The sequence below is a fragment of the Streptomyces sp. NPDC031111 genome, assembly GCF_055570675.1.
In genome coordinates, this window is record NZ_JBVIGS010000016.1 from 177,952 (window position 1) to 201,265 (window position 23,314).

At 72.5% G+C, this 23,314-nt stretch carries 22 protein-coding genes; 6 read left to right on the forward strand and 16 right to left on the reverse strand.

Annotated elements, in window-relative coordinates:
* Nucleotides 1-59: 59 nt before the first annotated feature.
* The 3 genes from ACZ470_RS29330 to ACZ470_RS29340 all read left to right on the forward strand — a co-directional run bounded on the left by ACZ470_RS29330 (nucleotide 60) and on the right by ACZ470_RS29340 (nucleotide 1,170).
* The gene (locus ACZ470_RS29330; RefSeq protein ID WP_311710492.1) at nucleotides 60-131 is read left to right on the forward strand and encodes a putative leader peptide; all 72 of its coding nucleotides are present in this window, start codon (nucleotides 60-62) and stop codon (nucleotides 129-131) included.
* A 92-nt stretch (nucleotides 132-223) separates the two neighbouring features.
* Nucleotides 224-760 carry a cupin domain-containing protein gene (locus tag ACZ470_RS29335; RefSeq protein ID WP_468432041.1) on the forward strand — a complete coding sequence of 179 codons (537 nt, stop codon included), beginning with the start codon at nucleotides 224-226 and terminating at the stop codon, nucleotides 758-760.
* 29 nt (nucleotides 761-789) lie between these two features.
* Complete coding sequence (locus tag ACZ470_RS29340; RefSeq protein ID WP_468432086.1) at nucleotides 790-1,170, forward strand: rhodanese-like domain-containing protein; 381 nt, start codon at nucleotides 790-792, stop codon at nucleotides 1,168-1,170.
* Between the two features lie 390 nt (nucleotides 1,171-1,560).
* On the opposite strand, the gene recX is transcribed toward ACZ470_RS29340, so the two are convergent.
* The 4 genes from recX to ACZ470_RS29360 form a co-directional block, all read right to left on the reverse strand.
* A complete protein-coding gene (recX, locus tag ACZ470_RS29345; RefSeq protein WP_468432043.1) occupies nucleotides 1,561-2,346 on the reverse strand; it encodes a recombination regulator RecX in 786 nt (261 codons plus the stop codon).
* A 3-nt stretch (nucleotides 2,347-2,349) separates the two neighbouring features.
* Nucleotides 2,350-3,468, reverse strand: a complete 1,119-nt coding sequence (recA, locus tag ACZ470_RS29350) for a recombinase RecA (RefSeq protein WP_468432045.1) — start codon at nucleotides 3,466-3,468, stop codon at nucleotides 2,350-2,352.
* A 241-nt stretch (nucleotides 3,469-3,709) separates the two neighbouring features.
* Nucleotides 3,710-4,972 carry an AI-2E family transporter gene (locus tag ACZ470_RS29355; RefSeq protein ID WP_468432047.1) on the reverse strand — a complete coding sequence of 421 codons (1,263 nt, stop codon included), beginning with the start codon at nucleotides 4,970-4,972 and terminating at the stop codon, nucleotides 3,710-3,712.
* Between the two features lie 58 nt (nucleotides 4,973-5,030).
* On the reverse strand, nucleotides 5,031-5,225 hold the full coding sequence (locus tag ACZ470_RS29360; protein ID WP_468432048.1) for a DUF3046 domain-containing protein: 195 nt from the start codon (nucleotides 5,223-5,225) through the stop codon (nucleotides 5,031-5,033).
* A gap of 78 nt (nucleotides 5,226-5,303) precedes the next feature.
* Between ACZ470_RS29360 and ACZ470_RS29365 the strand changes: the two genes are divergently transcribed.
* Nucleotides 5,304-6,248, forward strand: coding sequence for a hypothetical protein (locus tag ACZ470_RS29365; protein ID WP_468432050.1), 945 nt, complete (start codon nucleotides 5,304-5,306; stop codon nucleotides 6,246-6,248).
* A 116-nt stretch (nucleotides 6,249-6,364) separates the two neighbouring features.
* On the opposite strand, the gene ACZ470_RS29370 is transcribed toward ACZ470_RS29365, so the two are convergent.
* The 3 genes from ACZ470_RS29370 to ACZ470_RS29380 are packed head-to-tail and all read right to left on the reverse strand — an operon-like array spanning nucleotide 6,365 to nucleotide 8,285.
* Complete coding sequence (locus tag ACZ470_RS29370) at nucleotides 6,365-6,673, reverse strand: AzlD domain-containing protein (RefSeq protein ID WP_468432052.1); 309 nt, start codon at nucleotides 6,671-6,673, stop codon at nucleotides 6,365-6,367.
* Nucleotides 6,670-7,386 carry an AzlC family ABC transporter permease gene (locus ACZ470_RS29375; protein WP_468432088.1) on the reverse strand — a complete coding sequence of 239 codons (717 nt, stop codon included), beginning with the start codon at nucleotides 7,384-7,386 and terminating at the stop codon, nucleotides 6,670-6,672. The genes ACZ470_RS29370 and ACZ470_RS29375 overlap by 4 nt, the downstream gene beginning before the upstream one ends.
* The gene (locus tag ACZ470_RS29380; RefSeq protein ID WP_468432054.1) at nucleotides 7,287-8,285 is read right to left on the reverse strand and encodes an AraC family transcriptional regulator; all 999 of its coding nucleotides are present in this window, start codon (nucleotides 8,283-8,285) and stop codon (nucleotides 7,287-7,289) included. Before ACZ470_RS29380 ends, ACZ470_RS29375 begins: the two co-directional genes overlap by 100 nt.
* A 95-nt stretch (nucleotides 8,286-8,380) precedes the next feature.
* On the opposite strand from ACZ470_RS29380, the gene ACZ470_RS29385 reads away from it, so the two are divergent.
* Nucleotides 8,381-13,246, forward strand: coding sequence for an ATP-dependent helicase (locus ACZ470_RS29385; RefSeq protein WP_468432056.1), 4,866 nt, complete (start codon nucleotides 8,381-8,383; stop codon nucleotides 13,244-13,246).
* Between the two features lie 32 nt (nucleotides 13,247-13,278).
* Nucleotides 13,279-14,088 carry an Fpg/Nei family DNA glycosylase gene (locus tag ACZ470_RS29390; RefSeq protein WP_468432058.1) on the forward strand — a complete coding sequence of 270 codons (810 nt, stop codon included), beginning with the start codon at nucleotides 13,279-13,281 and terminating at the stop codon, nucleotides 14,086-14,088.
* Here ACZ470_RS29390 and ACZ470_RS29395 read toward each other — a convergent pair.
* The 9 genes from ACZ470_RS29395 to ACZ470_RS29435 form a co-directional block, all read right to left on the reverse strand.
* Nucleotides 14,072-14,314, reverse strand: a complete 243-nt coding sequence (locus ACZ470_RS29395; RefSeq protein WP_468432060.1) for a hypothetical protein — start codon at nucleotides 14,312-14,314, stop codon at nucleotides 14,072-14,074. The two genes, ACZ470_RS29390 and ACZ470_RS29395, sit on opposite strands and share 17 nt — an antisense overlap.
* Entirely contained in the window at nucleotides 14,311-14,781 is a 471-nt protein-coding gene (locus tag ACZ470_RS29400) for a Dps family protein (RefSeq protein WP_468432062.1), read from the reverse strand. Before ACZ470_RS29400 ends, ACZ470_RS29395 begins: the two co-directional genes overlap by 4 nt.
* 186 nt (nucleotides 14,782-14,967) lie before the next feature.
* Entirely contained in the window at nucleotides 14,968-15,348 is a 381-nt protein-coding gene (locus ACZ470_RS29405; RefSeq protein WP_003993396.1) for a helix-turn-helix domain-containing protein, read from the reverse strand.
* Nucleotides 15,349-15,457: 109 nt separating this feature from the next.
* Complete coding sequence (locus tag ACZ470_RS29410) at nucleotides 15,458-16,003, reverse strand: CinA family protein (protein WP_468432064.1); 546 nt, start codon at nucleotides 16,001-16,003, stop codon at nucleotides 15,458-15,460.
* Nucleotides 16,000-16,884 carry a CDP-diacylglycerol--glycerol-3-phosphate 3-phosphatidyltransferase gene (gene pgsA / locus ACZ470_RS29415; protein ID WP_468432065.1) on the reverse strand — a complete coding sequence of 295 codons (885 nt, stop codon included), beginning with the start codon at nucleotides 16,882-16,884 and terminating at the stop codon, nucleotides 16,000-16,002. The genes ACZ470_RS29410 and pgsA overlap by 4 nt, the downstream gene beginning before the upstream one ends.
* Entirely contained in the window at nucleotides 16,881-18,356 is a 1,476-nt protein-coding gene (rimO, locus tag ACZ470_RS29420; protein ID WP_468432067.1) for a 30S ribosomal protein S12 methylthiotransferase RimO, read from the reverse strand. Before rimO ends, pgsA begins: the two co-directional genes overlap by 4 nt.
* Before the next feature lie 93 nt (nucleotides 18,357-18,449).
* A complete protein-coding gene (locus ACZ470_RS29425) occupies nucleotides 18,450-19,280 on the reverse strand; it encodes a helix-turn-helix domain-containing protein (RefSeq protein ID WP_468432069.1) in 831 nt (276 codons plus the stop codon).
* A gap of 252 nt (nucleotides 19,281-19,532) precedes the next feature.
* Complete coding sequence (locus ACZ470_RS29430; protein ID WP_468432071.1) at nucleotides 19,533-22,265, reverse strand: DNA translocase FtsK; 2,733 nt, start codon at nucleotides 22,263-22,265, stop codon at nucleotides 19,533-19,535.
* A gap of 156 nt (nucleotides 22,266-22,421) precedes the next feature.
* A complete protein-coding gene (locus tag ACZ470_RS29435) occupies nucleotides 22,422-23,099 on the reverse strand; it encodes a response regulator (protein WP_468432073.1) in 678 nt (225 codons plus the stop codon).
* Between the last annotated feature and the right edge of the window lie 215 nt (nucleotides 23,100-23,314).

The following is a 23,314-nucleotide window of genomic DNA, read 5'->3' on the forward strand; positions in this document are numbered from 1 at the left end:
CGATGAGTTGAATCGGTGCCCGGCCGCATGGTGTACTCCGCATCGTGACCGACACCTGCGTGCACCTGTGGCGGAGGGTCCATATGGACCTCGTCCGCTATGCGGGCTGCGTGTGTCGCCCGTCCTGTTGATTCGCGTTCCTCCCTCTTCCCCGCGCGCCGCCACCGGCCGTCTCGTACGTGTTGCCGCGCGCCTCCGCGAACCCTTCTCCAGGACGGTGCACATGTCTGTCTCCTCCCCTGTTCCGCGTCCCGTCTCCGCGCCGGTCGCGCCCACGCAGGCGGACCTCCTCGACTTCGTACGGCGTACCGTCGCCGACGCCGAACTGATCGCGTCCCTTCCGCTCGACCCCGAGGGCCGTACCTGGGTACGGCTCGACGGTCCCGGTGGCAGCGAGGCCTGGCTGATCGGGTGGCCGCCCGGTACGGGTACCGGCTGGCACGACCACGCCGACTCCGTCGGGGCCTTCATGACCGCGTCGGGGGAGCTGAGGGAGAACTCGCTCGCCGCGCGGCTGCCCACCGACGGCTGGAAGACCCTGGAACTGACCGACGGCGTGGACCGGGAACGCCGGCTGGGGGCCGGACAGGGGCGCGCCTTCGGGCAGCACCACGTCCACGAGGTCCTCAACGAGTCCCCGGACCGCCACGCGATCTCCGTGCACGCCTACTATCCGCCGCTGCCGCGGATCCGCCGCTACAGCCGCAGCGGTCACGTGCTCCGCCTGGAGCAGGTCGAACGCCCAGAGGACTGGCAGTGAGCGGGACGAACGAACGTGCTGCCGACGCGATGGGCATCGACGAACTGCTGGAGCGGGTGCGCGCCGGTTACGAACGGGTCGAGCCGCAGAGCGCGTACGAGGCCGCACGCGCCGGGGAGGCGCTGCTGGTGGACATCCGCTACGCCGCCCTGCGGGAGCGGGACGGGCTCATTCCCGGGGCTCTCGTCGTCGAGCGCAACGAACTGGAATGGCGTCTGGACCCGCGGGGCAGCCACCGCCTCCCGGAGGCCACGGACCACGATCTGCGCGTTGTCGTGATCTGCAACGAGGGCTACGCCTCCAGCCTGGCGGCCGAGTCCCTGCACCGTCTGGGCCTGCACCGGGCCACGGACCTGACGGGCGGTTTCCAGGCGTGGCGGGCTGCGGGACTGCCGGTGGTGTCCGCGTAGGCGTCCCGCCGGGAGCGCCACGTCGGCCGGCTCCACCGAGACGGGCGGGCCACGGAACGGGCCCGCGACGGTGTCACCACTGCGGACACCGCCGGCCACGCGCCTGCTCGGCGGCTTCGGGAAACGAGGCCACCGGTGACGTCGGCGATCCATGTCGAACACCCTCGTCGGGAGCCACTGGGGCGCCGTTGGTGACGAGGGACAGCGCACCCGGGAGGGCGGCTGCGAAGCCTGTCGCCCGCCAGGGCCGCCCGGGCCACGTGCGCGCCCGTGTGGCCGTCATCGCTCGGAGCATCCGAGCGGGCGGCTGCCGGGCCTGCGGTGGCGTCGGGCGCCCGCGTGGGCCCCATACCGGGAGCCGCCGGGGCGGGGCCGCGTTCCCCGTCGGCGTCAGAACGGCCCGCCGTCGAGGGACTCCGTGTCCTCGCCCTCCTCCTCCAGCGCCTGCCGGACGACGCGCAGGGCGAGGCCCTCGGGGTAGCCCTTGCGGGCGAGCATGCCGGCCAGGCGGCGGAGCCGCTTGTCGCGGTCGAGTCCGCGGGTGGCGCGCAGCTTGCGCGCGACCAGTTCCCTGGCGGTCTCCTCCTCCTGCTCGGAGTCGAGCTGGGAGACGGCCGCGTCGATCAGTGTGGGGTCGACGCCCTTGGTGCGCAGTTCCTGGGCGAGCGCACGCCGCGCGAGTCCCCGGCCGTGGTGCCGGGACTCCACCCAGGCGTCCGCGAAGGCGCTGTCGTTGATCAGTCCGACCTCCTCGAACCGGGACAGCACCTCCTCCGCGGCCTCGTCCGGGATCTCCCGCTTGCGGAGGGCGTCGGCGAGCTGTTTCCGGGTGCGCGGGGTCCCGGTGAGCAGGCGCAGACAGATCGCCCGCGCCCGCTCGACCGGGTCCCCCGGAGGTTCCTCCCGCTCGGCCCTCGACGAGGAGGAGGCGCCCCCGTCCGTCACGGCCGCCTCGCCGAAGGTCCGGCGTCTGCGTCCGCGTCCACCGCGCGGCCCGCCGTCACGCGAGCCGCCCGCCCGTGCGCCGCCCCCGCTCCCGGGGCCGGCCCCGCCGGTGATGTCGTCGTACGCCGCGTCACCGTCCACGGCTGGGCCGTCGCCGTCTCCGGTGCCCCTCCCCCGTGGGGCACCGAGGGCGGCGAACTCGTACTCGGCCCAGTCGGTTCGTCGGGTCACGGGTCAGCTCTTGGCCGCCGCGGCCTTGGACTTGGAGGCCTTGGCCGCCGGGGCCGGTACGGCTGCCGGCTCGGCCGGAGCCGTGCCCGTGGCGTCCGCGGCCGGCTCGGCGGAGGGCTCCTCGGGCCGTACGCCGACGCCCAGCTTCTCCTTGATCTTCTTCTCGATCTCGTTGGCGAGGTCGGGGTTGTCCTTCAGGAAGTTGCGGGCGTTCTCCTTGCCCTGACCCAGCTGGTCGCCCTCGTACGTGTACCAGGCGCCGGCCTTGCGGACGAAGCCGTGCTCCACGCCCATGTCGATCAGGCCGCCCTCACGGCTGATGCCCTGGCCGTAGAGGATGTCGAACTCGGCCTGCTTGAAGGGCGGCGCCACCTTGTTCTTGACGACCTTGCACCGGGTGCGGTTGCCGACCGCCTCGGTGCCGTCCTTGAGGGTCTCGATGCGGCGGATGTCGATACGCACCGAGGCGTAGAACTTCAGCGCGCGGCCACCGGTCGTGGTCTCCGGGGAGCCGAACATCACGCCGATCTTCTCGCGGAGCTGGTTGATGAAGATCGCGGTGGTCTTGGACTGGTTGAGCGCGCTGGTGATCTTCCGCAGGGCCTGGCTCATCAGCCGGGCCTGAAGACCCACGTGGCTGTCGCCCATCTCGCCCTCGATCTCCGCGCGCGGGACGAGCGCGGCGACGGAGTCGATGACGATGAGGTCGAGGGCGCCGGAGCGGACCAGCATGTCCACGATCTCCAGGGCCTGCTCGCCGTTGTCCGGCTGGGACAGGATCAGGTTGTCGATGTCGACGCCGAGCTTCTTCGCGTACTCGGGGTCGAGGGCGTGCTCCGCGTCCACGAAGGCGACCTGGCCGCCGGCCTTCTGCGCGTTCGCCACCGCGTGCAGGGTCAGGGTCGTCTTACCGGAGGACTCCGGTCCGTAGATCTCCACCACACGGCCGCGCGGCAGGCCGCCGACGCCGAGGGCCACGTCGAGCGCGGTCGACCCGGTCGGGATGACCTCGATGGGCTCCTTCGACCGCTCGCCCATGCGCATGACCGCGCCCTTGCCGAATTGCCGTTCAATCTGTGCGAGCGCGGCGTCGAGCGCCTTCTCGCGGTCGGTTCCTGCCATGGGTTCCACCCGATTTGCTTGAGTCGATCGCTTCACGTCAAAGACGCTAACGCCTGCCACTGACAACGCGCCCCGACGCACCTCCGGCCTGTGGATAACGCGGACTCTTTTCTGCCCAAACCGGGGCAGAAGACCCTTCGTTGAGCCTCACCGGCACGTCCATAAGAATGGATGTTCGATTTTCGTGTCAAGCCGCACCCCGCGACACCGCCGTCCGGTGCGTCACAGGTGCGGCCTGCCCTCAGGGGGCGCCGGTGTCCCCGCTCCGGGGTGGCACCACGCCCGGCCCGCGGGCCCACAGCCCACGGACGCGGGCGACGACACCCGGGCCTCCGCCGGGTCCCCGGTGGCCGAGCACACGGGGGTCGTCCGTGACGTCGTACCGCCTCACGTACGCGCCGAGGAACGCCTGGAGGGTGGCGACGGCGGGGATGGCGATCAGCGCGCCGACGGCACCGAGCAGGGCGGTGCCCGCGACGACCGACCCGAAGGCGACCGCCGGATGGATGTCCACGGTCCTGGAGGTCAGCTTGGGCTGAAGTACGTAGTTCTCGAACTGCTGGTAGATCACCACGAACACCAGCACCCACAGCGCGTACCAGGGGTCGACGGTGAAGGCGATCAGCATGGGCAGGGCGCCCGCGAGATAGGTGCCGATGGTGGGGATGAACTGCGACACGAGGCCCACCCACACGGCGAGGACGGGCGCGTAGGGCACCTCGAGGACCTCGAGCAGGATGTAGTGCGCCAGGCCGGAGACCAGGGCCATCAGCCCGCGCGAGTACAGATAGCCGCCCGTCTTGTTCACGGCGATCTCCCACGCGCGCAGCACCTCGGCCTGCCGGGCGGGCGGCAGCAGGGAGCAGACGGTGCGGCGCAGCCGCGGGCCGTCGGCGGCGAAGTAGAACGAGAACAGGCCGACGGTCAGCAGCTGGAAGAGACCGCCGAGGACCTGCGCGGAGACGTCCAGCACGCCCGTGGCGCTGTTCTGGACGTAGTTGCGCAGCCAGTCGGAGCGCAGCAGGCCCTCCTGGATGTCGACCCGCCGCAGCTCGGTGTGGAAGTGCGCGTTGACCCAGTTGATCACGGAGTCGAGGTAGTCCGGAAAGTCCTCGACGATCTTGATGATCTGTCCCGCCAGCATGGACCCGAGCAGGGTGACGAAGCCCGCCGCGGCGATCAGCACGCCCAGGAACACGAGGAAGGTGCCCAGGCCTCGGCGCACTCCCCGCGCGGCCATCCAGCTCACCGCGGGCTCGACGGCGAGCGCCAGGAAGAACGCGATGAGAACGTTGATCAGCAGGCCGGTGAGCTGGTGGAACGCCCAGCTGCCCAGCTGGAACACGGCGATCAGCGCGAGGGCCAGCACCATGGCGCGCGGCAGCCAGCGCGGCATGCGGGCGCCCCGCCCGGATATGGGGTCCACCGGAGGCCCGGCGGACGGCGGCGTGCCGGGCGGAGTGGATTGCCGGGTCGCCTGCCCGGTCTCGTCAGTGGGTGCCACGGACCAAGTCTCGCCCACGCCGGCGGCTGCCATGCGCCTCCCGCGGTCTCTGTGACGATCAGCGCCTTTCCGCGGGCACGTCCATCACGGCGCAGACCACCTGCCAGACGTCCTTGGCGTCCCAGCCGGCCGCCAGCGCCTCGTGCACGGTGCGCCCGCCGAGCTCGGACATGACATGGTCGCGCGCGAACGTCTCGGCATAACCCGCACCGAAGTGCTCCGCCATCCGCTCCCAGAAAACCGTCAACCGCATGCACCCAGTATCCCGCCTGCGGGGGTGGCCTCGAGCGGGGCCGCCTTCCGGCGCCGCCCACCGCCTACGGTCGGAGCCATGGCCGATACCGAAGCTGACCCACTGCCCCCGACGTCCCGGCCGCAGGGCCCGCTCGCGCGGGCGGAGCGGTTCGTCTGGCTCACCGCGCGTGTGCTCGAGCAGCACCTCTTCGCCCACCACTTCCGGGGCGGCGGTGCCGGTCCGGTGGAGGCTGCGCTGGACGCCTACCGCAACGAGGACGGCGGTTACGGTCACGCGCTGGAACCCGATCTGCGCGGCCCGGTCAGCCAGCCGCTGCACACCGCCCGCGCCCTGCGCGTGCTGAACGCCGTGGGAGGGTGCGGGGGCCGCCGCGCGGAGGACGTGTGCCGTTATCTGACGTCCGTCTCCACGGCGGACGGCGCGCTTCCGGCGATCTGCCCCAGCCAGCGGCGGTATCCGACGGCGCCCTTCGTGCCGGTCGTGGACGACCCGCCCGGCGAGTTGCTGTCCACCGGGCCGGTGGTGGGCCTGCTGCACCGCAACGAGGTGTGGCACGCGTGGCTGTTCCGCGCGACGGACTTCTGCTGGCAGGCCGTGGAGTCGCTGGAGACCTCGCATCCCTACGAGGTCCAGGCCGCCGTGGCCTTCCTGGACCACGCGCCCGACCGCTCCCGCGCGCAGGCCGCCGCCGACCGGCTGGGCCGTCTGGTGCGCCGGCAGCGGCTCGCGGCGCTCGACCCGGACGGCCTCGACGCGTACCCGGTCGCCCCCGGCTACGCCCCGGGGGAGCACCACTTCCCGCACGACTACGCGCGGACACCGCACTCGCTGGCGCGCGCCTGGTTCACGGACGAGGAGATGTCACGCTCCCTGGACTTCCTGGCGGCCGAACAACGGGAGGACGGCGGCTGGCCCATCCGCTGGCGCCAGTGGTCCCCGGGCCCCGCCCTGGAGTCCCGCCCCATGGTCACAATCGAGGCCCTCAACACCCTGACGGCCTACAACCGCCCCATCACCTGAGCACCCCGCCGCCCGCAGCTGCGGGCAGTCGTGCCGCTGGGGCGGCACGGGTGGGCGCAGCGGCACCCCGCAAGCGCGGGCAAGCAAAACCCACCGCGGGTACACCGTGCCCCGCGTCACCCACCCAGCGCCCGCACCCCCGCAGTCACGACGACAGCAGCTCCCACAACGAGCAGAAACGGCGCACGCAGCATCAGCGCCACGGCAGCAGCCGCCACCCCCGCCGCCCGCGCGTCGACAACCAGTGCCTGCCCTTCGGAGAAGGTCTGCTGAGCGGTCAGCGCGGCAAGCAGGGCAACCGGCAGCAACGCGGCGAGACGCCGCACGAGGGGCCGTTCGAGAACCCCGGCGGGCACCAGCAGCCCCGCGAGCTTGACGGCGTAGCAGCCGACGGCGGTCACACCGATCGCGATCCAGATGTTCAACGGTCCCCCTCCGATACGTCCCCGCGCGGTGCGCGCTTCCGGCCCCGCGCCCACAGGACGGCCGGTGCCGCGAGCGCGGCCACCAGGACCGGCACACCCGCCGGCAGGACGGGCAGCAGGCCGAGTCCCAGGAGGACGGCGAGCCCGGCGACGGTCCGCTCGGTGCCGGTCCGCAGCATCGGCGCGAGCAGCGCCAGGAAGACCGCCGGACCGGCCGCGTCCAGACCCCACGCGTCGGTGTCGCCGATGGCCTCGGCGCCCAGCGCGCCGAGCAGCGTGGTGAGGTTCCACAGGACGTACAGGCTGAGCCCGGTCACCACGAACCCGATGCGTGCGCCGCGCCGGGTGGGCTGGGCGAGCGACACGGCGGCCGTCTCGTCGATCACCCACTGGGCGGCGAACGGCCGCACCGCGCGGGGCAGCGCCAGCAACTGCGACAGGCGCAGCCCGTAGAAGGCGTTGCGCACCCCCAGGAAGAACGCCCCCGCGGCGGCCGTGAACGCGCCCCCGCCTGCTGCCAGCGCCCCCACCAGCGCGAACTGGGACGCGCCGGTGAACACCAGGAGGCTGAGCGCACAGGTCTGGAGCAGGGTGAGCCCGCTGCCCGCCGAGGTCACACCGAAGGCGAACCCGGAGAGTCCGACGGCGATCCCGACCCCGAGGGCGTCCCGTACGACGGCGCCGTCCGGCTTCCCTCCCCCGTCGTCCCGTATGTCTGCGAGAGCTGCTGTCCGTTCCGTTGCCACACCCCGGACGGTACGAGGGGGCCGCCCCGCGCGTCTTGTACGTTCTTGCGCTCGCGCTGGTAGGCGCCGGGGGGCACGCCGACGATCCGGCTGAAGTGCCGGTTCAGGTGCGGCTGGTCGGTGAAGCCGACCACGACGGCCGCCTCCGACGGCGCCGTCCCCGCGTCGAGCAGCCGCCGTGCCCGCCGCACCCGCGCGTCGGTGAGCCAGGTGTGCGGCGGCATCCCGTAGGTGTCCCGGAAGGCGCGCAGGAGGGCGAACGGGCTGGTGCCGAGTTCGGCGGCCAGCCGCTCCAGCGTCGGCGGATCGGCCATCCGCTCCTCCAGCGCGGCCCGCGCGCGTGCCGCGATCCCGGCCCCCGCCGAGCGCACCGCGCGTCGCGGCAGCGTGCCGCCGTTCAGCCGCAGCAGCCGCGTCACCGCGACCCGGAGCAGGGTGTCGGCGGCGAGCGCGTTGCCCTCGTCGGTCGCCCGCAGCACCTGGTGCACCAGACGGACGGCGTACGGATCGTCGAGCACCGGCGTCGCGAACCCCGGTGTGCCGCGCAGGGTGGTCGTCTCGGCGGCGATGGCGCCCACCACCTCCGGCGACGGGTACACCGCCCCGTACCGCCATCCCTCCGGGACACCCGCCCGGCCGGTGTGCGGGGTGTCCGGGTTCACCAGCGCGAGGGACCCCGCGCCCGCGTACACGTCGCCGCCGCCGTGGTGGAAGACCTCCGCCCCTTCGGCGATGGCGGCGATCACGAAGTGCTCGTGGGTGTGCCGGATGAACGTCTTGCGTATGTACCGGGCACGCAGCAGATCGACACCGGGCAGTTCGTCGTACTGCCAGTGCCGCGCACGCTCCGTCCGCGATTCCGCCATACGGCCATTGTCACGCGGCCCCGATCACGCCCGTCCCGGGCGCCCCCGCCGGCCGGCCCGGCCCGATTGTCAGTGGCCGGGTGCACGATGGACGCATGGTCAGCGATCCGCATCGAGCCCTGGACGGCTTCTCCCCCGCGACCCGCGGCTGGTTCACGGGGGCGTTCTCCGCGCCCACCGCCGCCCAGGCCGGCGCGTGGCAGGCCATCGGGGCCGGCTCGGACGTGCTGGTGGTGGCCCCCACCGGTTCCGGGAAGACCCTCGCCGCGTTCCTCGCCGCCTTGGACCAGCTGGCCTCGACTCCGCCGCCCGCCGACCCGAAGAAGCGGTGCCGCGTTCTGTACGTGTCCCCCTTGAAGGCCCTGGCGGTCGACGTGGAGCGCAACCTCCGCAGTCCGCTGACCGGCATCCGCCAGGAATCCGTGCGCCTGGGCCTGCCCGAGCCCGAGGTCAAGGTCGGCATCCGCTCCGGCGACACCCCGCCCGCCGAGCGCCGCTCCCTGGCCACCCGGCCGCCGGACATCCTGATCACCACGCCGGAGTCCCTGTTCCTGATGCTGACGTCCGCCACGCGCGACGCGTTGACGGGCGTGGAGACGGTGATCCTGGACGAGGTGCACGCGGTCGCCGGCACCAAGCGCGGGGCGCATCTCGCGCTCACCCTGGAGCGGCTGGACGAGCTGCTGCCCCGACCGGCCCGCCGGATCGGTCTCTCGGCGACGGTGCGCCCGGTCGACGAGGTCGCACGGTTCCTCTCCCCGCGCCGCAAGGTGGAGATCGTCCAGCCGGAGTCGGGCAAGGAGTTCGACCTGTCCGTGGTGGTGCCGGTCGAGGACCTGGGCGAGCTGGGCGGTTCCCCGGTCGCCGACGGCTCGGAGGGCGCAGAACGGCCGTCGATCTGGCCGCACGTCGAGGAGCGGATCACCGACCTGGTGCAGTCGCACCGCTCGACCATCGTGTTCGCGAACTCCCGCCGTCTCGCGGAGCGGCTGTGCAACCGGCTCAACGAGATCGCCTACGAGCGGGCCACCGGGGAGCCCCTGGACGAGCATCACTCCCCCGCCGAGCTCATGGGCGGTTCCGGAGCCGCCCAGGGGGCTCCCGCGGTCATCGCGCGCGCCCACCACGGTTCGGTGTCCAAGGAGCAGCGCGCCCTGGTCGAGGAGGACCTCAAGGCGGGCCGGCTGCCCGCGGTGGTGGCCACCTCCAGCCTGGAGCTGGGCATCGACATGGGCGCCGTGGACCTGGTGGTCCAGGTCGAGTCGCCGCCGTCGGTCGCCTCCGGGCTCCAGCGCGTGGGCCGCGCGGGACATCAGGTCGGCGCGGTCTCCACGGGCGTGGTGTTCCCGAAGTACCGGGGCGACCTGGTGCAGGCGGCCGTGGTCACCGAGCGGATGCGCACGGGCTCCATCGAGTCCCTGCGGGTCCCCGCCAACCCTCTCGACGTGCTGGCCCAGCAGCTGGTCGCCATGACGGCCATGGACACCTGGCAGCTCGACGACCTGCTCGCCACGGTCCGCCGCGCGGCCCCCTTCGCGTCCCTGCCCGAGTCCGCCTTCACGGCCGTCCTGGACATGCTCGCCGGCCGCTACCCCTCCGACGCGTTCGCGGAGCTGCGCCCGCGCGTGGTGTGGGACCGGGTCACGGGCGAGATCACCGGCCGCCCGGGCGCCCAGCGTCTGGCCGTCACCTCAGGGGGCACGATCCCCGACCGCGGCCTCTTCGGGGTCTTCCTCGCGGGCGCCGACCCGAAGAAGGGCGGCGGACGGGTCGGTGAGCTGGACGAGGAGATGGTCTACGAGTCCCGCGTGGGCGACGTCTTCACCCTCGGCACCAGCTCGTGGCGCATCGAGGACATCACGCGCGACCGCGTCCTGGTCTCCCCGGCACCGGGCGTGCCGGGCCGGCTGCCGTTCTGGAAGGGCGACCAGCTGGGCCGGCCGCTGGAACTCGGCCGCGCGGTGGGCGCCTTCCTGCGCGAGGTGGGCTCGCTGCCCAGGGACGACGCCCGGCTGCGGCTCCTCACCGCGGGCCTGGACGCCTGGGCCGCGGACAACGTCCTGTCCTACCTCGACGAACAGCGCGAGGCCTGCGGCCACGTGCCCGACGACCGCACCATCGTCGTGGAGCGCTTCCGCGACGAACTGGGCGACTGGCGGGTCGTCGTGCACTCCCCGTTCGGCGCCCAGGTGCACGCCCCGTGGGCGCTGGCGCTCGGCGCCCGCCTCTCCGAGCGGTACGGCATGGACGCCCAGGTGATGCATGCCGACGACGGCATCGTGCTGCGGCTGCCGGACGCCGACCTCATGGGTCTCGACCTGCTCGACCAGGAACCGATGAAGGCCGGCACCGAGTACGACGCGGACCAGGCCCCGGTGGGCGCGGCCGACGTCGTGTTCGACAAGGGCGAGGTCGACCAGGTCGTCACCGACCAGGTCGGCGGATCGGCGCTGTTCGCGTCCCGGTTCCGTGAGTGCGCCGCCCGCGCGCTGCTGCTGCCGCGCCGCAACCCCGGCCGCCGCACACCCCTGTGGCAGCAGCGCCAGCGCGCCTCGCAACTGCTCCAGGTGGCCGGGGAGTTCGGCTCGTTCCCGATCGTCCTGGAGGCGGTCCGCGAATGCCTCCAGGACGTCTTCGACGTCCCCGGGCTCGTCGAGCTGATGGGTGACCTGGAGTCCCGCAAGGTGCGCCTCGTCGAGGTCACCACCCCCGAGCCCTCCCCCTTCGCCCGCTCCCTCCTCTTCGGCTACGTCGCCCAGTTCCTGTACGAGGGCGACTCCCCGCTCGCCGAGCGCCGCGCCGCCGCCCTGTCGCTGGACTCGCGGCTGCTGGCCGAGCTGCTCGGCCAGGCGGAGCTGCGCGAACTGCTCGACGCGGAGGTGCTGACCGAACTCGAGCGCGAGTTGCAGTGGCTCACCGAGGACCGGCGGGTCAAGGACGCGGAGGGCGTCGCCGACCTGCTGCGGCTGCTCGGTCCGCTCACCGACGCCGAGCTCGCCGAGCGCGGCGCCGAACCCCAGTGGGCGCGGGAACTCGCCTCCGCGCGGCGCGCCATCCGGGTGCGGGTGGCCGGCGCCGACCACTGGGCGGCGATCGAGGACGCCGGCCGGCTGCGCGACGCGCTGGGCACGGCGCTCCCGGTCGGCGTGCCGGAGGCGTTCACCGAACCGGTCAAGGACCCCCTCGGCGACCTCCTCGCGCGGTACGCGCGCACCCACGGCCCGTTCACGTCGGCCACGGCGGCCGCCCGCTTCGGACTGGGCGTGGCGGTCACCGAGGGCGCCCTGCAACGGCTCTCGGCCGCGGGCAGGGTCGTCCAGGGCGAGTTCCATCCCGCCGGCATCGGACAGGAGTGGTGCGACGCCGCCGTACTGCGTCGACTGCGCCGCCGCTCCCTGGCCGCGCTGCGGCACGAACTGGAGCCGGTGCCGCCGGCCGCGCTCGCCCAGTTCCTGCCCCAGTGGCAGCACATCGGCAAGGGGCACACGCTGCGCGGCGTCGACGGCCTGGTGCGCGCCATCGAGCAGTTGCAGGGCGCCTCCGTACCCGCCTCCGCCCTGGAGAAGCTGGTCCTGCCCTCCCGGGTGGCGAACTACACCCCGGCGATGCTGGACGAGCTCACGGCAGCCGGTGAGGTCGTGTGGGCCGGCGCGGGATCGCTGCCCGGTAAGGACGGCTGGGTCTCCCTCCACCTCGCCGACGCGGCTCCCCTGCTGCTGCCGCCACCGCACCCGCTGGAGCTGACGGCACTCCACGAGTCCGTCCTGGACGCCCTGGCCGGCGGCTACGGCCTGTTCTTCCGCCAGATCGCCGACCAGGTCCGCGCCACCACTCATCCCGAGGCCACCGACCCCCAACTGGCCGACATCCTCTGGGACCTCGCCTGGTCCGGCCGGCTGACCAACGACACGCTCGCCCCCATGCGCTCCCTGCTCGGCTCGGGCCGCACCGCGGGGTCCACGGCCCACCGCGCGAAGCGCTCGGTGCCCCGCGGGCGCTACGGCTCGCTCACGGCGGCCGCCCGCAGCGCCTCACGCACCGGCCCGCCGACCGTCGCCGGCCGCTGGTCCCTGCTGCCCGGCCGGGACAGCGATCCCACGGTCCGCGCCCACGCACTGGCCCGCACCCTGCTCGACCGGCACGGCGTGGTGACCCGGGGCGCCGTCGCCGCTGAGGGCGTCGAGGGCGGCTTCTCGGCGGTGTACCGCATTCTGTCCGCCTTCGAGGAGACGGGGCAGGCCCGTCGCGGCTATGTGGTGGAGGGACTGGGCGCCGCCCAGTTCGCGATGGACGGGGCCGTGGACCGCCTCCGCGCGGCGGCCAACGCCCGCGACCGGGGCGACGGTCTCCCGGGCCCGGCCGCTCCCGACACCGGGGTGCCGGACCCCTTCGACACCGCCCCGGGCCACGACGGCTTCCCCGGCCCGGACGACTCGCCGTACCCGCGCCTCTCGCCGGGTGACTACGTCTCCCCGCGCGACCGGGCCCCGCAGTCCCCTCCGCCCTGGCAGAACGGCGGACGCCCGACGTACGACCCCTTCGCCGGCCGGCCTACGGGTGCGGGCGACGCCGGACGCGCCGTGGTCCTCGCCGCCGCCGACCCGGCGAACGCCTACGGTGCCGCTCTGGGCTGGCCCGAGCCCCCGACCGGCGCCGGTCACAAGCCCGGCCGCAAGGCGGGCTCCCTGGTGGTGCTGGTCGACGGTGAGCTGACGCTCTACATGGAGCGCGGCGGCAAGACGCTGCTGGCCTGGCCCGCCGACCCCGGTGCCGAACCGGCCGACGACTCCCGGCTCCCGGCCGCCGCGGAAACCCTCGCGGCGGCCGCCCGCGCGGGCTCCCTCGGCACGGTCACGGTGGAGCGCGTCAACGGCGTATCGGCCCTGACATCCCCCCTGGGCACCCTCCTGGAGACCGCGGGCTTCGTCGCCACCCCCCGAGGACTGCGCATCCGCGCCTGACCCCGTCCGCCCCGACGTGCCACCCTTGACGCATGCCCGAAGGAGACACGGTCTGGCAGGCCGCGCGGCGGCTGCACGACGCCCTCGCCGGCAAGGTGCTGACCCGCAGCGACCTCCGGGTGCCCCGGTTCGCCACGACCGACCTCACCGGGCGCACCGTGCTGGACGTCACCCCGCGCGGCAAGCACCTGCTGACCCGCGTCGAGGGGGGCCTGACCCTGCACTCGCATCTGAAGATGGACGGCTCCTGGCGGGTGTACGCGCAGGGGCAGCGCTGGAACGGCGGCCCCGCGCATCAGATCCGCGCCGTCCTCGGCAACGCCGACCGCACGGCCGTCGGCTACCGGCTCCCCGTCCTGGAGCTGATGCGCAGCACAGAAGAGGAGCGCGTCGTCGGCCACCTCGGCCCCGACCTCCTCGGCCCGGACTGGGACCCCGATCTCGCGCTGGCCAACCTTCTGAAGGAACCGGCCCGCCCCCTCGGCGAGGCCCTGCTGGACCAGCGGAACCTCGCCGGCATCGGCAATGTCTTCAAGAGCGAGCTCTGCTTCCTCCTCGGCGTCACCCCGTGGCTCCCCGTGGGCGACCTGCCCGCCGACCGGTCCGCGAAGCTGCCCGGGCTCGCCCGGAAGCTGCTGGAGTTCAACCGCGAACGCCCGATCCGCAGCACGACCGGCCGCCGCGGCCAGGACCTGTTCGTGTACGGCCGCGCCCGCCGCCCCTGTCTGCGCTGCCGCACCCCGATCCGCGTCGCCGAGCAGGGCGACGGCTCCCGCGAGCGCCCCACGTACTGGTGCCCCACATGCCAACCGGGTCCGGCTCCGCTCACGCCCCGTCGGTGAACCGGCGCCCTCCGCCCCCGCGCCAGGCCCGCCGCCACCGCCCGGCCGCAAGCGCTCCCTCCGCCCGCGCCTTGGGCATGCAGTGCACCGGCAGCACGCTGAGCCCCCACCCGCCGGCCGCGACCGCTCCTTCCACCGCACCGGCCCCGGGCACCGTCAGCAGTCGCACCACGGCCCACCACCACAGCGCCCCGAGCCCCAGAGCCGCTCCCCAGCGCCACGTCACCCGTTCTCGGCCTGGAACATCCAGTGCTGCTTCTCGAGGTCCCCGGTGATCGTGATCAGGATGTCCTGGCTCACCGGGTCCGGTTCCGCGGTCGCGGTCACCCGCTCCCGCATACGGGCGATCACCGCGCCCAGCGCCTCCACGAGCGCACCGACCGCGGTCGAGTCGTCGACCCAGCCCTCGGGCGTCACCCCGATCCCGCTGCCGACGGCCACCGTCGCGGCACGCCCGTCGGGCGAGACCCCCAGCGCCGCGGCACGCTCCGCCACGGTGTCGGAGTGCGCACGCGCCAGGGAGACGACCTCGTCGAGCTGGAGATGCACGGAGCGGAAGCGTGGGCCGACCACGTTCCAGTGGATCTGCTTGGCCACCAGGGCCAGATCCACGAGGTCGACCAGGGCACCCTGCAACGCCTCGGACACGGTCTTCAGGTTCGCGTCGGACAACGGGCTCTTCACGACGTACATCCGCACCTCCGTGGCTGGCCCCCCGCCTCGTCCCTCAACGATGACCGCGCCGCGCCGCACCGGCAAGCGCACAGGAGAAGTCCCCGGGCATGCGAAAAACCCCGGCGGCACCCCACCGGATCTCCCGGAAGGGCCCCTACCGGGGCATCTCACACCTTCACACCGCGCAGGCGCGGAGCACCGCACTCACGCGGCGACGACGTCCACCGCCTCGGCGGGCGCCTTGATGGTCACCCGTTCCGGTGGCACACCGGTCACCGAAACGGAACCCAGCATCGGACGAACCGGCGTGGGAACGGGCTCGCTGGGGGTCGCTGCAGCAGACTGGGCCAGCTCGGCGAGGGCGAGCTCATCGCTCACTTCCCGCATGAGCTCGGACATCCGTACGTCCAACGCGTCGCAGATGGCGGAGAGCAGCTCGGAGGAAGCCTCCTTCTGCCCCCGCTCCACCTCGGAGAGATAGCCGAGTGAGACTCGGGCGGACGAGGAGACTTCGCGCAGAGTACGGCCCTGGCGTTGGCGCTGCCGACGCAGCACGTCACCCAGCAGGCGACGGAGCAGAATCATCGGTGGCTCCCTCCTCGGACCGCGTAGCCGCATCCTTCTCGCCCCACCGTACCGCCTTGCGCCGCGGCCGTGCGGGGAGCGATGTCGTGTTCACTCAGGGCTGCAAACATCAAAACCCCCCGTTCCGTTCCGTATCCTGTGCCCGCTCATTCCCGGTCTGTTCGCTCGCAAGCTCCGTCAGAAGCAGTGCGAGTACGCTCCGTACACTCTCCATACGAATTTCCGCGCGGTCGCCGTTCAACCGCAGATGCTCCACTTTTCCGCCGCGGGCGGAACCCGAGCCCGCTCCGAAGGGGCCGTCCACGGCCACGAAAACCGTGCCGACGGGCTGCCCGTCCTGGGGATCCGGACCGGCGACACCGGTGGTGGCGACACCCCAGTCGGCGCCGAGCACCTTGCGGACGCCGGCCGCCATCTGGGCCGCCACCTGCGGATCCACCGCTCCGCGCTGGGCCAGCAGGGTGGCGTCCACCCCGAGCAGTTCGTGCTTGAGTTCGGTGGCGTACGCCGTCACCGAGCCCCGGAAGACCTTGGACGCCCCGGGAACCGAAGTGATCTCCGCCGCCACCAGGCCACCGGTCAGCGACTCGGCGACGGCGAGACTTCCGCCGTTCACAGTGAGTAGTCGCACCACCTCGGTGGCCTTGGAACTCACTCTTCCGTCTCCTCCAACGCCGCCTTGCGTTCGGCGATTCCCTGCCTGCGCAGCACAATGGCCTGTTTCACATAGTCGAGTCCGGTCGCCACGGTCAGCACGACCGCCGCGGCCATCACCCACCACCGCAGGGTGGCCAGCCACCCCGTCAACGCCAGTACGTACATACCGACGGCCACGCCCTGGGTGAGGGTCTTGAGCTTGCCCCCGCGGCTGGCCGGGATCACGCCGTAGCGAATGACCAGAAAACGCAGCAGGGTGATGCCGAGTTCCCGGCCGAGGATCACTCCGGTGACCCACCACGGGAGATCGCCCAGCGACGACAGACAGATCAGCGCCGCCCCCATGATCGCCTTGTCGGCGATGGGGTCGGCGATCTTCCCGAAGTCGGTGACGAGGTTGTAGGTGCGCGCCAGATGGCCGTCGAACAGGTCGGTGATCATGGCGATGGCGAAGGCCGCCCACGCCAGCGACCGCCACGCCGGGTCGTATCCGCCGTCGGCGAGCATCAGCGCCACGAACGCCGGCACCAGGAGCAGCCGGAGCATGGTCAGCAGGTTGGCGATGTTCCAGACGCTGGCCTGGTTCACGGCCGCCGCGGCGATCTTCGCGCCGCGCGGTGGCCTCGCGCCGTCCTCGGCGACCGCGCCGTCCGACCCGCCCCGGACCGCCGCCGCGGCCTCGTCGCCCTGGGGTTCCGCGCCACCCGCGGCACGGCCGGGCAGACCCCGCCGCGCCGAACCGCCGCCGGACGCCCCCGGAGCCACGCCCCGGGCCTCCCGCGCCGCGGCACGGCCGGGCACCGACCCGCCGGGGCCGGCGTTCGCCGCCCTCCTCGCGCCGGAGGGGCCTCCCGCCGCCGATGCCGGGACACCCGTCATCTGCCCGCCTCCTCACTACACGCGAGCGAACCCTGGAACAGCGGCTCGGCCACCAGGTCGACACCTTCCGTACCGACCACCTTCGCCTCGACCATACGGCCGACGCTCAGCCCCTCGCCGCTCGTGAGCAGCACCTGGCCGTCCGTCTCGGGCGCCTGGTGCGCGGCCCGGCCGTGGACGCCCTCCTCCTCGTCGACGGACTCCACCAGCACGTGCACGGTCTCGCCGACCCGCTCCTCGGCGCGCTGCGAGACGAGCTCCTCGGCCAGCCGCGAGACACGGGCCAGCCGCTCGGCGACGACGTCCTCGTCCAGCTTGCCGTCGTACGTCGCCGCCTCGGTGCCCTCCTCGTCGGAGTAGCCGAAGACGCCGATGGCGTCCAGCCGCGCGTGGTTCAGGAACCGCTCGAGCTCGGCGAGGTCGGCGGCGGACTCGCCGGGGAAGCCGACGATGAAGTTGGAGCGCACACCGGCCTGGGGCGCCTTGCTCCGGATGGTGTCCAGCAGTTCCAGGAACCGGTCGGTGTCGCCGAAGCGGCGCATGGCGCGCAGCACGTCGGGCGCGGAGTGCTGGAAGGACAGGTCGAAGTAGGGGGCGACCTTCGGGGTGGAGGTCAGCACGTCGATCAGGCCGGGCCGCATCTCGGCCGGCTGGAGGTAGCTGACCCGCACCCGCTCGAGGCCGTCGACCTCGGCCAGCTCGGGCAGCAGGGACTCCAGCAGGCGGATGTCGCCGAGGTCCTTGCCGTAGGAGGTGTTGTTCTCGGAGACCAGCATGATCTCCTTCACGCCCTGTTCGGCCAGCCACCGGGTCTCGTTCAGCACGTCGCTGGGGCGGCGCGAGATGAAGGAGCCGCGGAAGGAGGGGATGGCGCAGAACGAGCAGCGCCGGTCGCAGCCGGAGGCGAGCTTCACCGAGGCGACCGGGGAGCCGTCCAGCCGGCGGCGCAGCGGCGCACGGGGGCCGGACGCCGGGGCGAGGCCCTCCGGCAGGTCCACCGGGCCGTGGCCGGGCAGCGCGACGGCGGCGGCGGAGTCCTGCCGCTCGGCCGGGCTGATCGGCAGCAGCTTGCGCCGGTCGCGCGGGGTGTGGGAGGCGTGGATGCCGCCGTTCAGGATGGTCTGGAGGCGGTCGGAGATGTCGGCGTAGTCGTCGAAACCGAGGACGCCGTCGGCCTCCGGGAGGGCCTCGGCGAGCTCCTTGCCGTACCGCTCGGCCATGCAGCCCACCGCCACGACGGCCTGCGTTCTTCCATGTCCCTTGAGGTCGTTGGCCTCCAGGAGGGCGTCGACCGAGTCCTTCTTGGCGGCCTCGACGAAGCCACACGTGTTGACGACGGCGACGTCCGCTTCCTCGGCGTCCTCCACGAGCTGCCAGCCGTCCGCCTCCAAACGGCCTGCGAGCTCCTCCGAGTCCACCTCGTTACGGGCGCAGCCAAGGGTGACGAGTGCGACGGTACGGCGTTCAGGCATGGGCTCAAGACTACTTCGTCCCGCTGACACCCCACGTCGACGGGGTTGGCCGATCATGGCCAACCCCGTCGTCGAAGCACCCTTTGGGAGGGGTTATCCCGCCTGCGGGTCGCCCTTGGTGTAGGTCAGGCGCTCGACGGCGCCGGGCTGCCAGTCGTCCTCGATCTTCTTGCCGTTCACGAACAGGTCGATCGCCCCGGCGTCACCGAGCACCAGGTTGACCTTGGAGCTGTCCTGGAAGGTCTTGGACTCGCCCTGCTTGAGCAGTCCGTCGAACAGCAGCCGGCCGTTGTGGTCCTTGGCGGAGATCCAGCTGCGTCCGTCGGCGGCGCTGACCTTGACCGTCACCTTGTCCTGCGGGGCGGCGGCGATGGCGCTGTCCGACGGTTCCGGTTCGGGGTCGGCGGGCTTCTTGGACTTGGGGGTGGGCGAGGGCGACTTTCCGGTCTCGGCGCCGTCGGCGACGTTCGCCTTGCCGCCGTCGTCCTCGCCCTTGACCATCGTGAACCCGACGAAGCCGATCACGACGACGATCGCGGCGACCATGGCGGCGGTCCAGTTGGGTCCGCGCCGCTCCGGACGGATGCGTTCCGCCTCGAACAGCGGGGCGGCGGGGGTCGGGGCCGGACGTCCGCCGTGCTCGGCGTCGTACTGGGCGATCAGCGGGGCCGGGTCGAGGCGCACGGCCTTGGCCAAGGTCCGGATGTGCCCGCGTGCGTAGACGTCGCCGCCGCAGGGGGCGAAGTCGTCCGCCTCGATGGCGTGCACGATGGCGATGCGGACCCGGGTGGCGGTACTGACGTCGTCGACGGTGAGCCCGGCGGCGATGCGCGCCTGCCGCAGCGCCCGGCCGACGGAGGGGCGGGCTTCCTCGGGATCGTCTTCGAACGGACGCTCGTCTTCAGGGGAGTTGCCGATGGACACGGGGGCGCCTTTCGAGCGTGTAGCCGCCTGTGCTGGAGGTTCAGTCTAGGAGGGGTACGAGAGGGTGGGGCAACCGGGCGGTCGGACTTTGTACGCCATCGGAATGGCCCGACATCCCGATGGTGGGACTGCAGTATGTCGCTTCCCTCAACTTGACGTACGGCGACGGGAAACGGTTGCTCAATGATCCCTTACGGCTGGGTCACGGTCGACCACCCGGGTGCCCCGGGGCGACGACCGCTGCCCCCTCGCCTACCCTTCAGACTCCCCACGGATCAGCGCCAGCACGCCATCCAGCTCGTCAGGCTTCACAAGAACGTCACGAGCCTTCGAACCCTCACTCGGTCCGACGATGTTCCGGGACTCCATGAGGTCCATCAGCCGGCCGGCCTTGGCGAAGCCGACGCGCAGTTTGCGCTGGAGCATGGACGTCGACCCGAACTGGGTGGAGACGACCAGCTCGGCGGCCTGGCACAGCAGGTCGAGGTCGTCGCCGATGTCCTCGTCGATCTCCTTCTTCTGCTTGGTGCCGACGACGACGTCGTCCCGGAAGACGGGCGCCATCTGGTCCTTGCAGTGCTGGACGACGGCCGCGACCTCCTCCTCGGTCACGAACGCGCCCTGCATACGCGTGGGTTTGTTCGCGCCCATCGGCAGGAACAGCCCGTCGCCCTTGCCGATCAGCTTCTCGGCGCCGGCCTGGTCGAGGATGACGCGGGAGTCCGCCAGCGAGGAGGTGGCGAACGCCAGCCGGGAGGGCACGTTCGCCTTGATCAGACCGGTGACGACGTCGACCGACGGCCGCTGTGTGGCGAGCACCAGGTGGATGCCGGCCGCCCGCGCGAGCTGTGTGATCCGCACGATGGCGTCCTCGACGTCGCGCGGGGCGACCATCATCAGGTCGGCCAGCTCGTCGACGATCACCAGCAGGTACGGGTAGGGCTGGAGCTCGCGCTCGCTGCCCTCGGGCGGCTTGGCCTTGCCCTCGCGCACCGCGCGGTTGAAGTCATCGATGTGCCGGTATCCGTAGGCGGCGAGGTCGTCGTAGCGCAGGTCCATCTCGCGGACGACCCACTGGAGCGCCTCGGCCGCCCGCTTGGGGTTCGTGATGATCGGCGTGATCAGGTGCGGGATGCCCTCGTACGCGGTCAGCTCGACCCGCTTGGGGTCGACCAGGATCATCCTGACGTCCTCCGGGGTCGCCCGCATCATGACCGACGTGATCAGGCAGTTGATGCAGGACGACTTTCCGGAGCCCGTGGCGCCGGCGACCAGCATGTGCGGCATCTTCGCCAGCGAGTCCATGACGTAGCCGCCCTCGACGTCCTTGCCGAAGGCGACCAGCATCGGGTCGTCGTCCTCCGCGGACTCCGCGAGCCGCAGCACGTCGCCGAGGTTGACCATCTCCCGGTCGGTGTTCGGGATCTCGATGCCGACCGCGGACTTGCCGGGGATCGGGCTGATGATCCGCACGTCCGGGCTGGCGACGGCGTACGCGATGTTCTTGGTCAGCGCGGTGACCCGCTCGACCTTCACGGCCGGCCCGAGTTCCACGACGTAGCGGGTGACCGTCGGGCCGCGGGTGAAGCCGGTGACGGCGGCGTCCACCTTGAACTCCGTGAAGACCTTCCGCAGCGCGTCGACTATGGCGTCGTTGGCGGCGCTGCGGGCCTTGCCGGGCCCGCCACGGGTGAGCAGGTCGAGCGAGGGCAGGGAGTAGGTGATGTCGCCGGAGAGCTGGAGCTGCTCCGCGCGGGGCGGCAGGTCGCGGGGTTCGCTGGGCGGCGCCTTCGTCATGTCCAGGACGCCCGCCGGCGGCTTCTCCCGCTTCGGCTTGTCCGCCGACAGCTTCTCCTGCTGCGGGCGGGCGGCCGGAACCGGCGTCGGTGTGGTCGGCTCGCGGTCGCCGACGCTCACCCCCTGGGTCAGGTCGGCGACGATCGGCGAGGGCGGCATCCCGTGCATCACCGCACCGTCGAGCGCGGCCGCCGCCGCGGCGGCGACGTCCACGGCGTCCAGGGGCCGGTCCACGTCGGGCCCCGGCGCGGCGGACCTCCGTGGCCGGCCCCGGCGCCGGGACAGCGCCTCCTGCTCCGCGCTGTCGGGGTCGTACTCGTCGGGCGCCGGGCGTCGCCTGCGGCGGCTCGCGGGCAGCGCCTCGCGCCACTGCTGCTCGTAGCGCTCGTCGTCCTCGCCGAACTCGTCCGGCTCGGGTTCGCGGACGAGTCCGAGGCGCACGCCGAGCTGCCGCAGCCGCTGCGGGACGGCGTTGACCGGGGTGGCGGTGACGACCAGCAGACCGAAGACGGTGAGCAGCACCAGCAGCGGCACGGCGAGGACGTCGGTCATGGTGGACGACAGGGGTGTGGCCGCGCCCCAGCCGATGAGGCCGCCGGCGTCCCTTATGGCCTGCATGCCGTCGCTGCGCGCGGGTGAGCCGCAGGCGATGTGGATCTGCCCGAGCACGCCGATGACCAGCGCGGACAGACCGATGACGATCCGCCCGTTGGCCTCCGGCTTCTCCGGGTGCCGGATGAACCGTACGGCGATGACGGCGACCAGGATCGGCACCAGCAGGTCGAGCCGGCCGAAGGCTCCGGTGACCAGGATCTCCACGAGGTCGCCGACCGGGCCCTTGAGGTCCGCCCAGGTGCCCGCGGCGACGATCAGGGCGACGGCGAGCAGCAGCAGCGCGACGCCGTCCTTGCGGTGGGCGGGGTCGAGGTTCCTGGCGCCCTGCCCTATGCCGCGGAAGACGGCACCGACGGCGTGCGCCAGACCCAGCCACAGGGCGCGTACGAGCCGGTAGACGCCGCTGGTCGGGTTGGGAGCCGGTGCGGGCGCCGGCTTCTTCGCCGCGGCCTTCTTGGCGGGAGCCTTCTTCGCCGGGGCCTTCTTGGCAGCGGCCTTCTTCGCCGGAGCCTTCGCGGAAGCGGCCGCCTTCTTCGCGGGCGGCTTCTTGGCTGCGGAGGGACGTGAGGCCATGGGTGTGAGGTTACCGGTGGAGACGGCAGGGGACACGCGTGGCGGATGCTTCACCCGTTCGTGTCGCTCTCGTTGAGACGTGAAATTGACGCGCAGTTGATGGGGCCTCATGTCCACGGCCCCTCGCGAACCCGTCCAACGCCCCTGAGGACGGCGTCAGTTCTGTGACGGCACCGACGACGCGCTGCCGGTCCCCGGCTCCAGCGCGTCCAGCGCCCGCCGCAACCCCGTGAGCTTGCGCTCCAGATGGGCCGCCGTGGCGACCGCGGCCGCGTCCGTCGACTCGTCGTTGAGCTGCTTGGTGAGGGCCTCGGCCTGCTCCTCGACGGCCGCGAGCCGCGCCGAGAGCTCGGCGAGCAGCCCCGCCGACTCCTTGGCCTCGGCGTCGTCCTTCTCGCCGCCCTCCAACTGGAGCCGCAGCAGCGCCGCCTGCTCCCGCAGCTGGCAGTTCTTCATGTACAGCTCGACGAAGACCGAGACCTTCGCGCGCAGCACCCACGGGTCGAAGGGCTTGGAGATGTAGTCGACGGCACCCGCCGCGTACCCACGGAACGTGTGGTGCGGGCCGTGGTTGATCGCGGTGAGGAAGATGATCGGGATGTCCCGCGTCCGCTCCCGTCGCTTGATGTGCGCGGCGGTCTCGAAACCGTCCATGCCCGGCATCTGGACGTCCAGCAGAATGACCGCGAAATCGTCCGTCAGCAGCGCCTTGAGCGCTTCCTCCCCGGACGATGCCCGCACCAGCGTCTGATCGAGCGCCGAGAGGATCGCCTCCAGCGCGAGCAGATTCTCCGGCCGGTCATCGACCAGGAGGATCTTGGCCTTCTGCACCATGGCCCGCCCTCCTCGCCCCGGCTTGGGGCCTCCCCTGTCCGCAGGACCTGGGGCCGTACCGGTGGGTACCGCTCCAGGGGACGACTCCCTTGCGCCGCCCGTCCTTGTGCCGGTCATCGTAGCCGCACCCCGCCTGTCGCCACACCCTGTCACCGCGATGTCACTGTGCACGTAGCAGAAACGCGGCGGGAGACCAGAAGGTTCCCCGGTTCTCG

Bases quoted from the DNA above. Each gene is read 5' to 3' on its own strand.
- ACZ470_RS29335 (WP_468432041.1), top strand. From the start codon at position 224: ATGTCTGTCTCCTCCCCTGTTCCGCGTCCCGTCTCCGCGCCGGTCGCG.
- ACZ470_RS29340 (WP_468432086.1), top strand. From the start codon at position 790: ATGGGCATCGACGAACTGCTGGAGCGGGTGCGCGCCGGTTACGAACGG.
- recA (WP_468432045.1), bottom strand. From the start codon at position 3,468: ATGGCAGGAACCGACCGCGAGAAGGCGCTCGACGCCGCGCTCGCACAG.
- ACZ470_RS29360 (WP_468432048.1), bottom strand. From the start codon at position 5,225: ATGCGGTTGACGGTTTTCTGGGAGCGGATGGCGGAGCACTTCGGTGCG.
- ACZ470_RS29365 (WP_468432050.1), top strand. From the start codon at position 5,304: ATGGCCGATACCGAAGCTGACCCACTGCCCCCGACGTCCCGGCCGCAG.
- ACZ470_RS29380 (WP_468432054.1), bottom strand. From the start codon at position 8,285: ATGGCGGAATCGCGGACGGAGCGTGCGCGGCACTGGCAGTACGACGAA.
- ACZ470_RS29385 (WP_468432056.1), top strand. From the start codon at position 8,381: ATGGTCAGCGATCCGCATCGAGCCCTGGACGGCTTCTCCCCCGCGACC.
- ACZ470_RS29390 (WP_468432058.1), top strand. From the start codon at position 13,279: ATGCCCGAAGGAGACACGGTCTGGCAGGCCGCGCGGCGGCTGCACGAC.
- ACZ470_RS29400 (WP_468432062.1), bottom strand. From the start codon at position 14,781: ATGTACGTCGTGAAGAGCCCGTTGTCCGACGCGAACCTGAAGACCGTG.
- ACZ470_RS29405 (WP_003993396.1), bottom strand. From the start codon at position 15,348: ATGATTCTGCTCCGTCGCCTGCTGGGTGACGTGCTGCGTCGGCAGCGC.
- pgsA (WP_468432065.1), bottom strand. From the start codon at position 16,884: ATGACGGGTGTCCCGGCATCGGCGGCGGGAGGCCCCTCCGGCGCGAGG.
- rimO (WP_468432067.1), bottom strand. From the start codon at position 18,356: ATGCCTGAACGCCGTACCGTCGCACTCGTCACCCTTGGCTGCGCCCGT.
- ACZ470_RS29430 (WP_468432071.1), bottom strand. From the start codon at position 22,265: ATGGCCTCACGTCCCTCCGCAGCCAAGAAGCCGCCCGCGAAGAAGGCG.
- ACZ470_RS29435 (WP_468432073.1), bottom strand. From the start codon at position 23,099: ATGGTGCAGAAGGCCAAGATCCTCCTGGTCGATGACCGGCCGGAGAAT.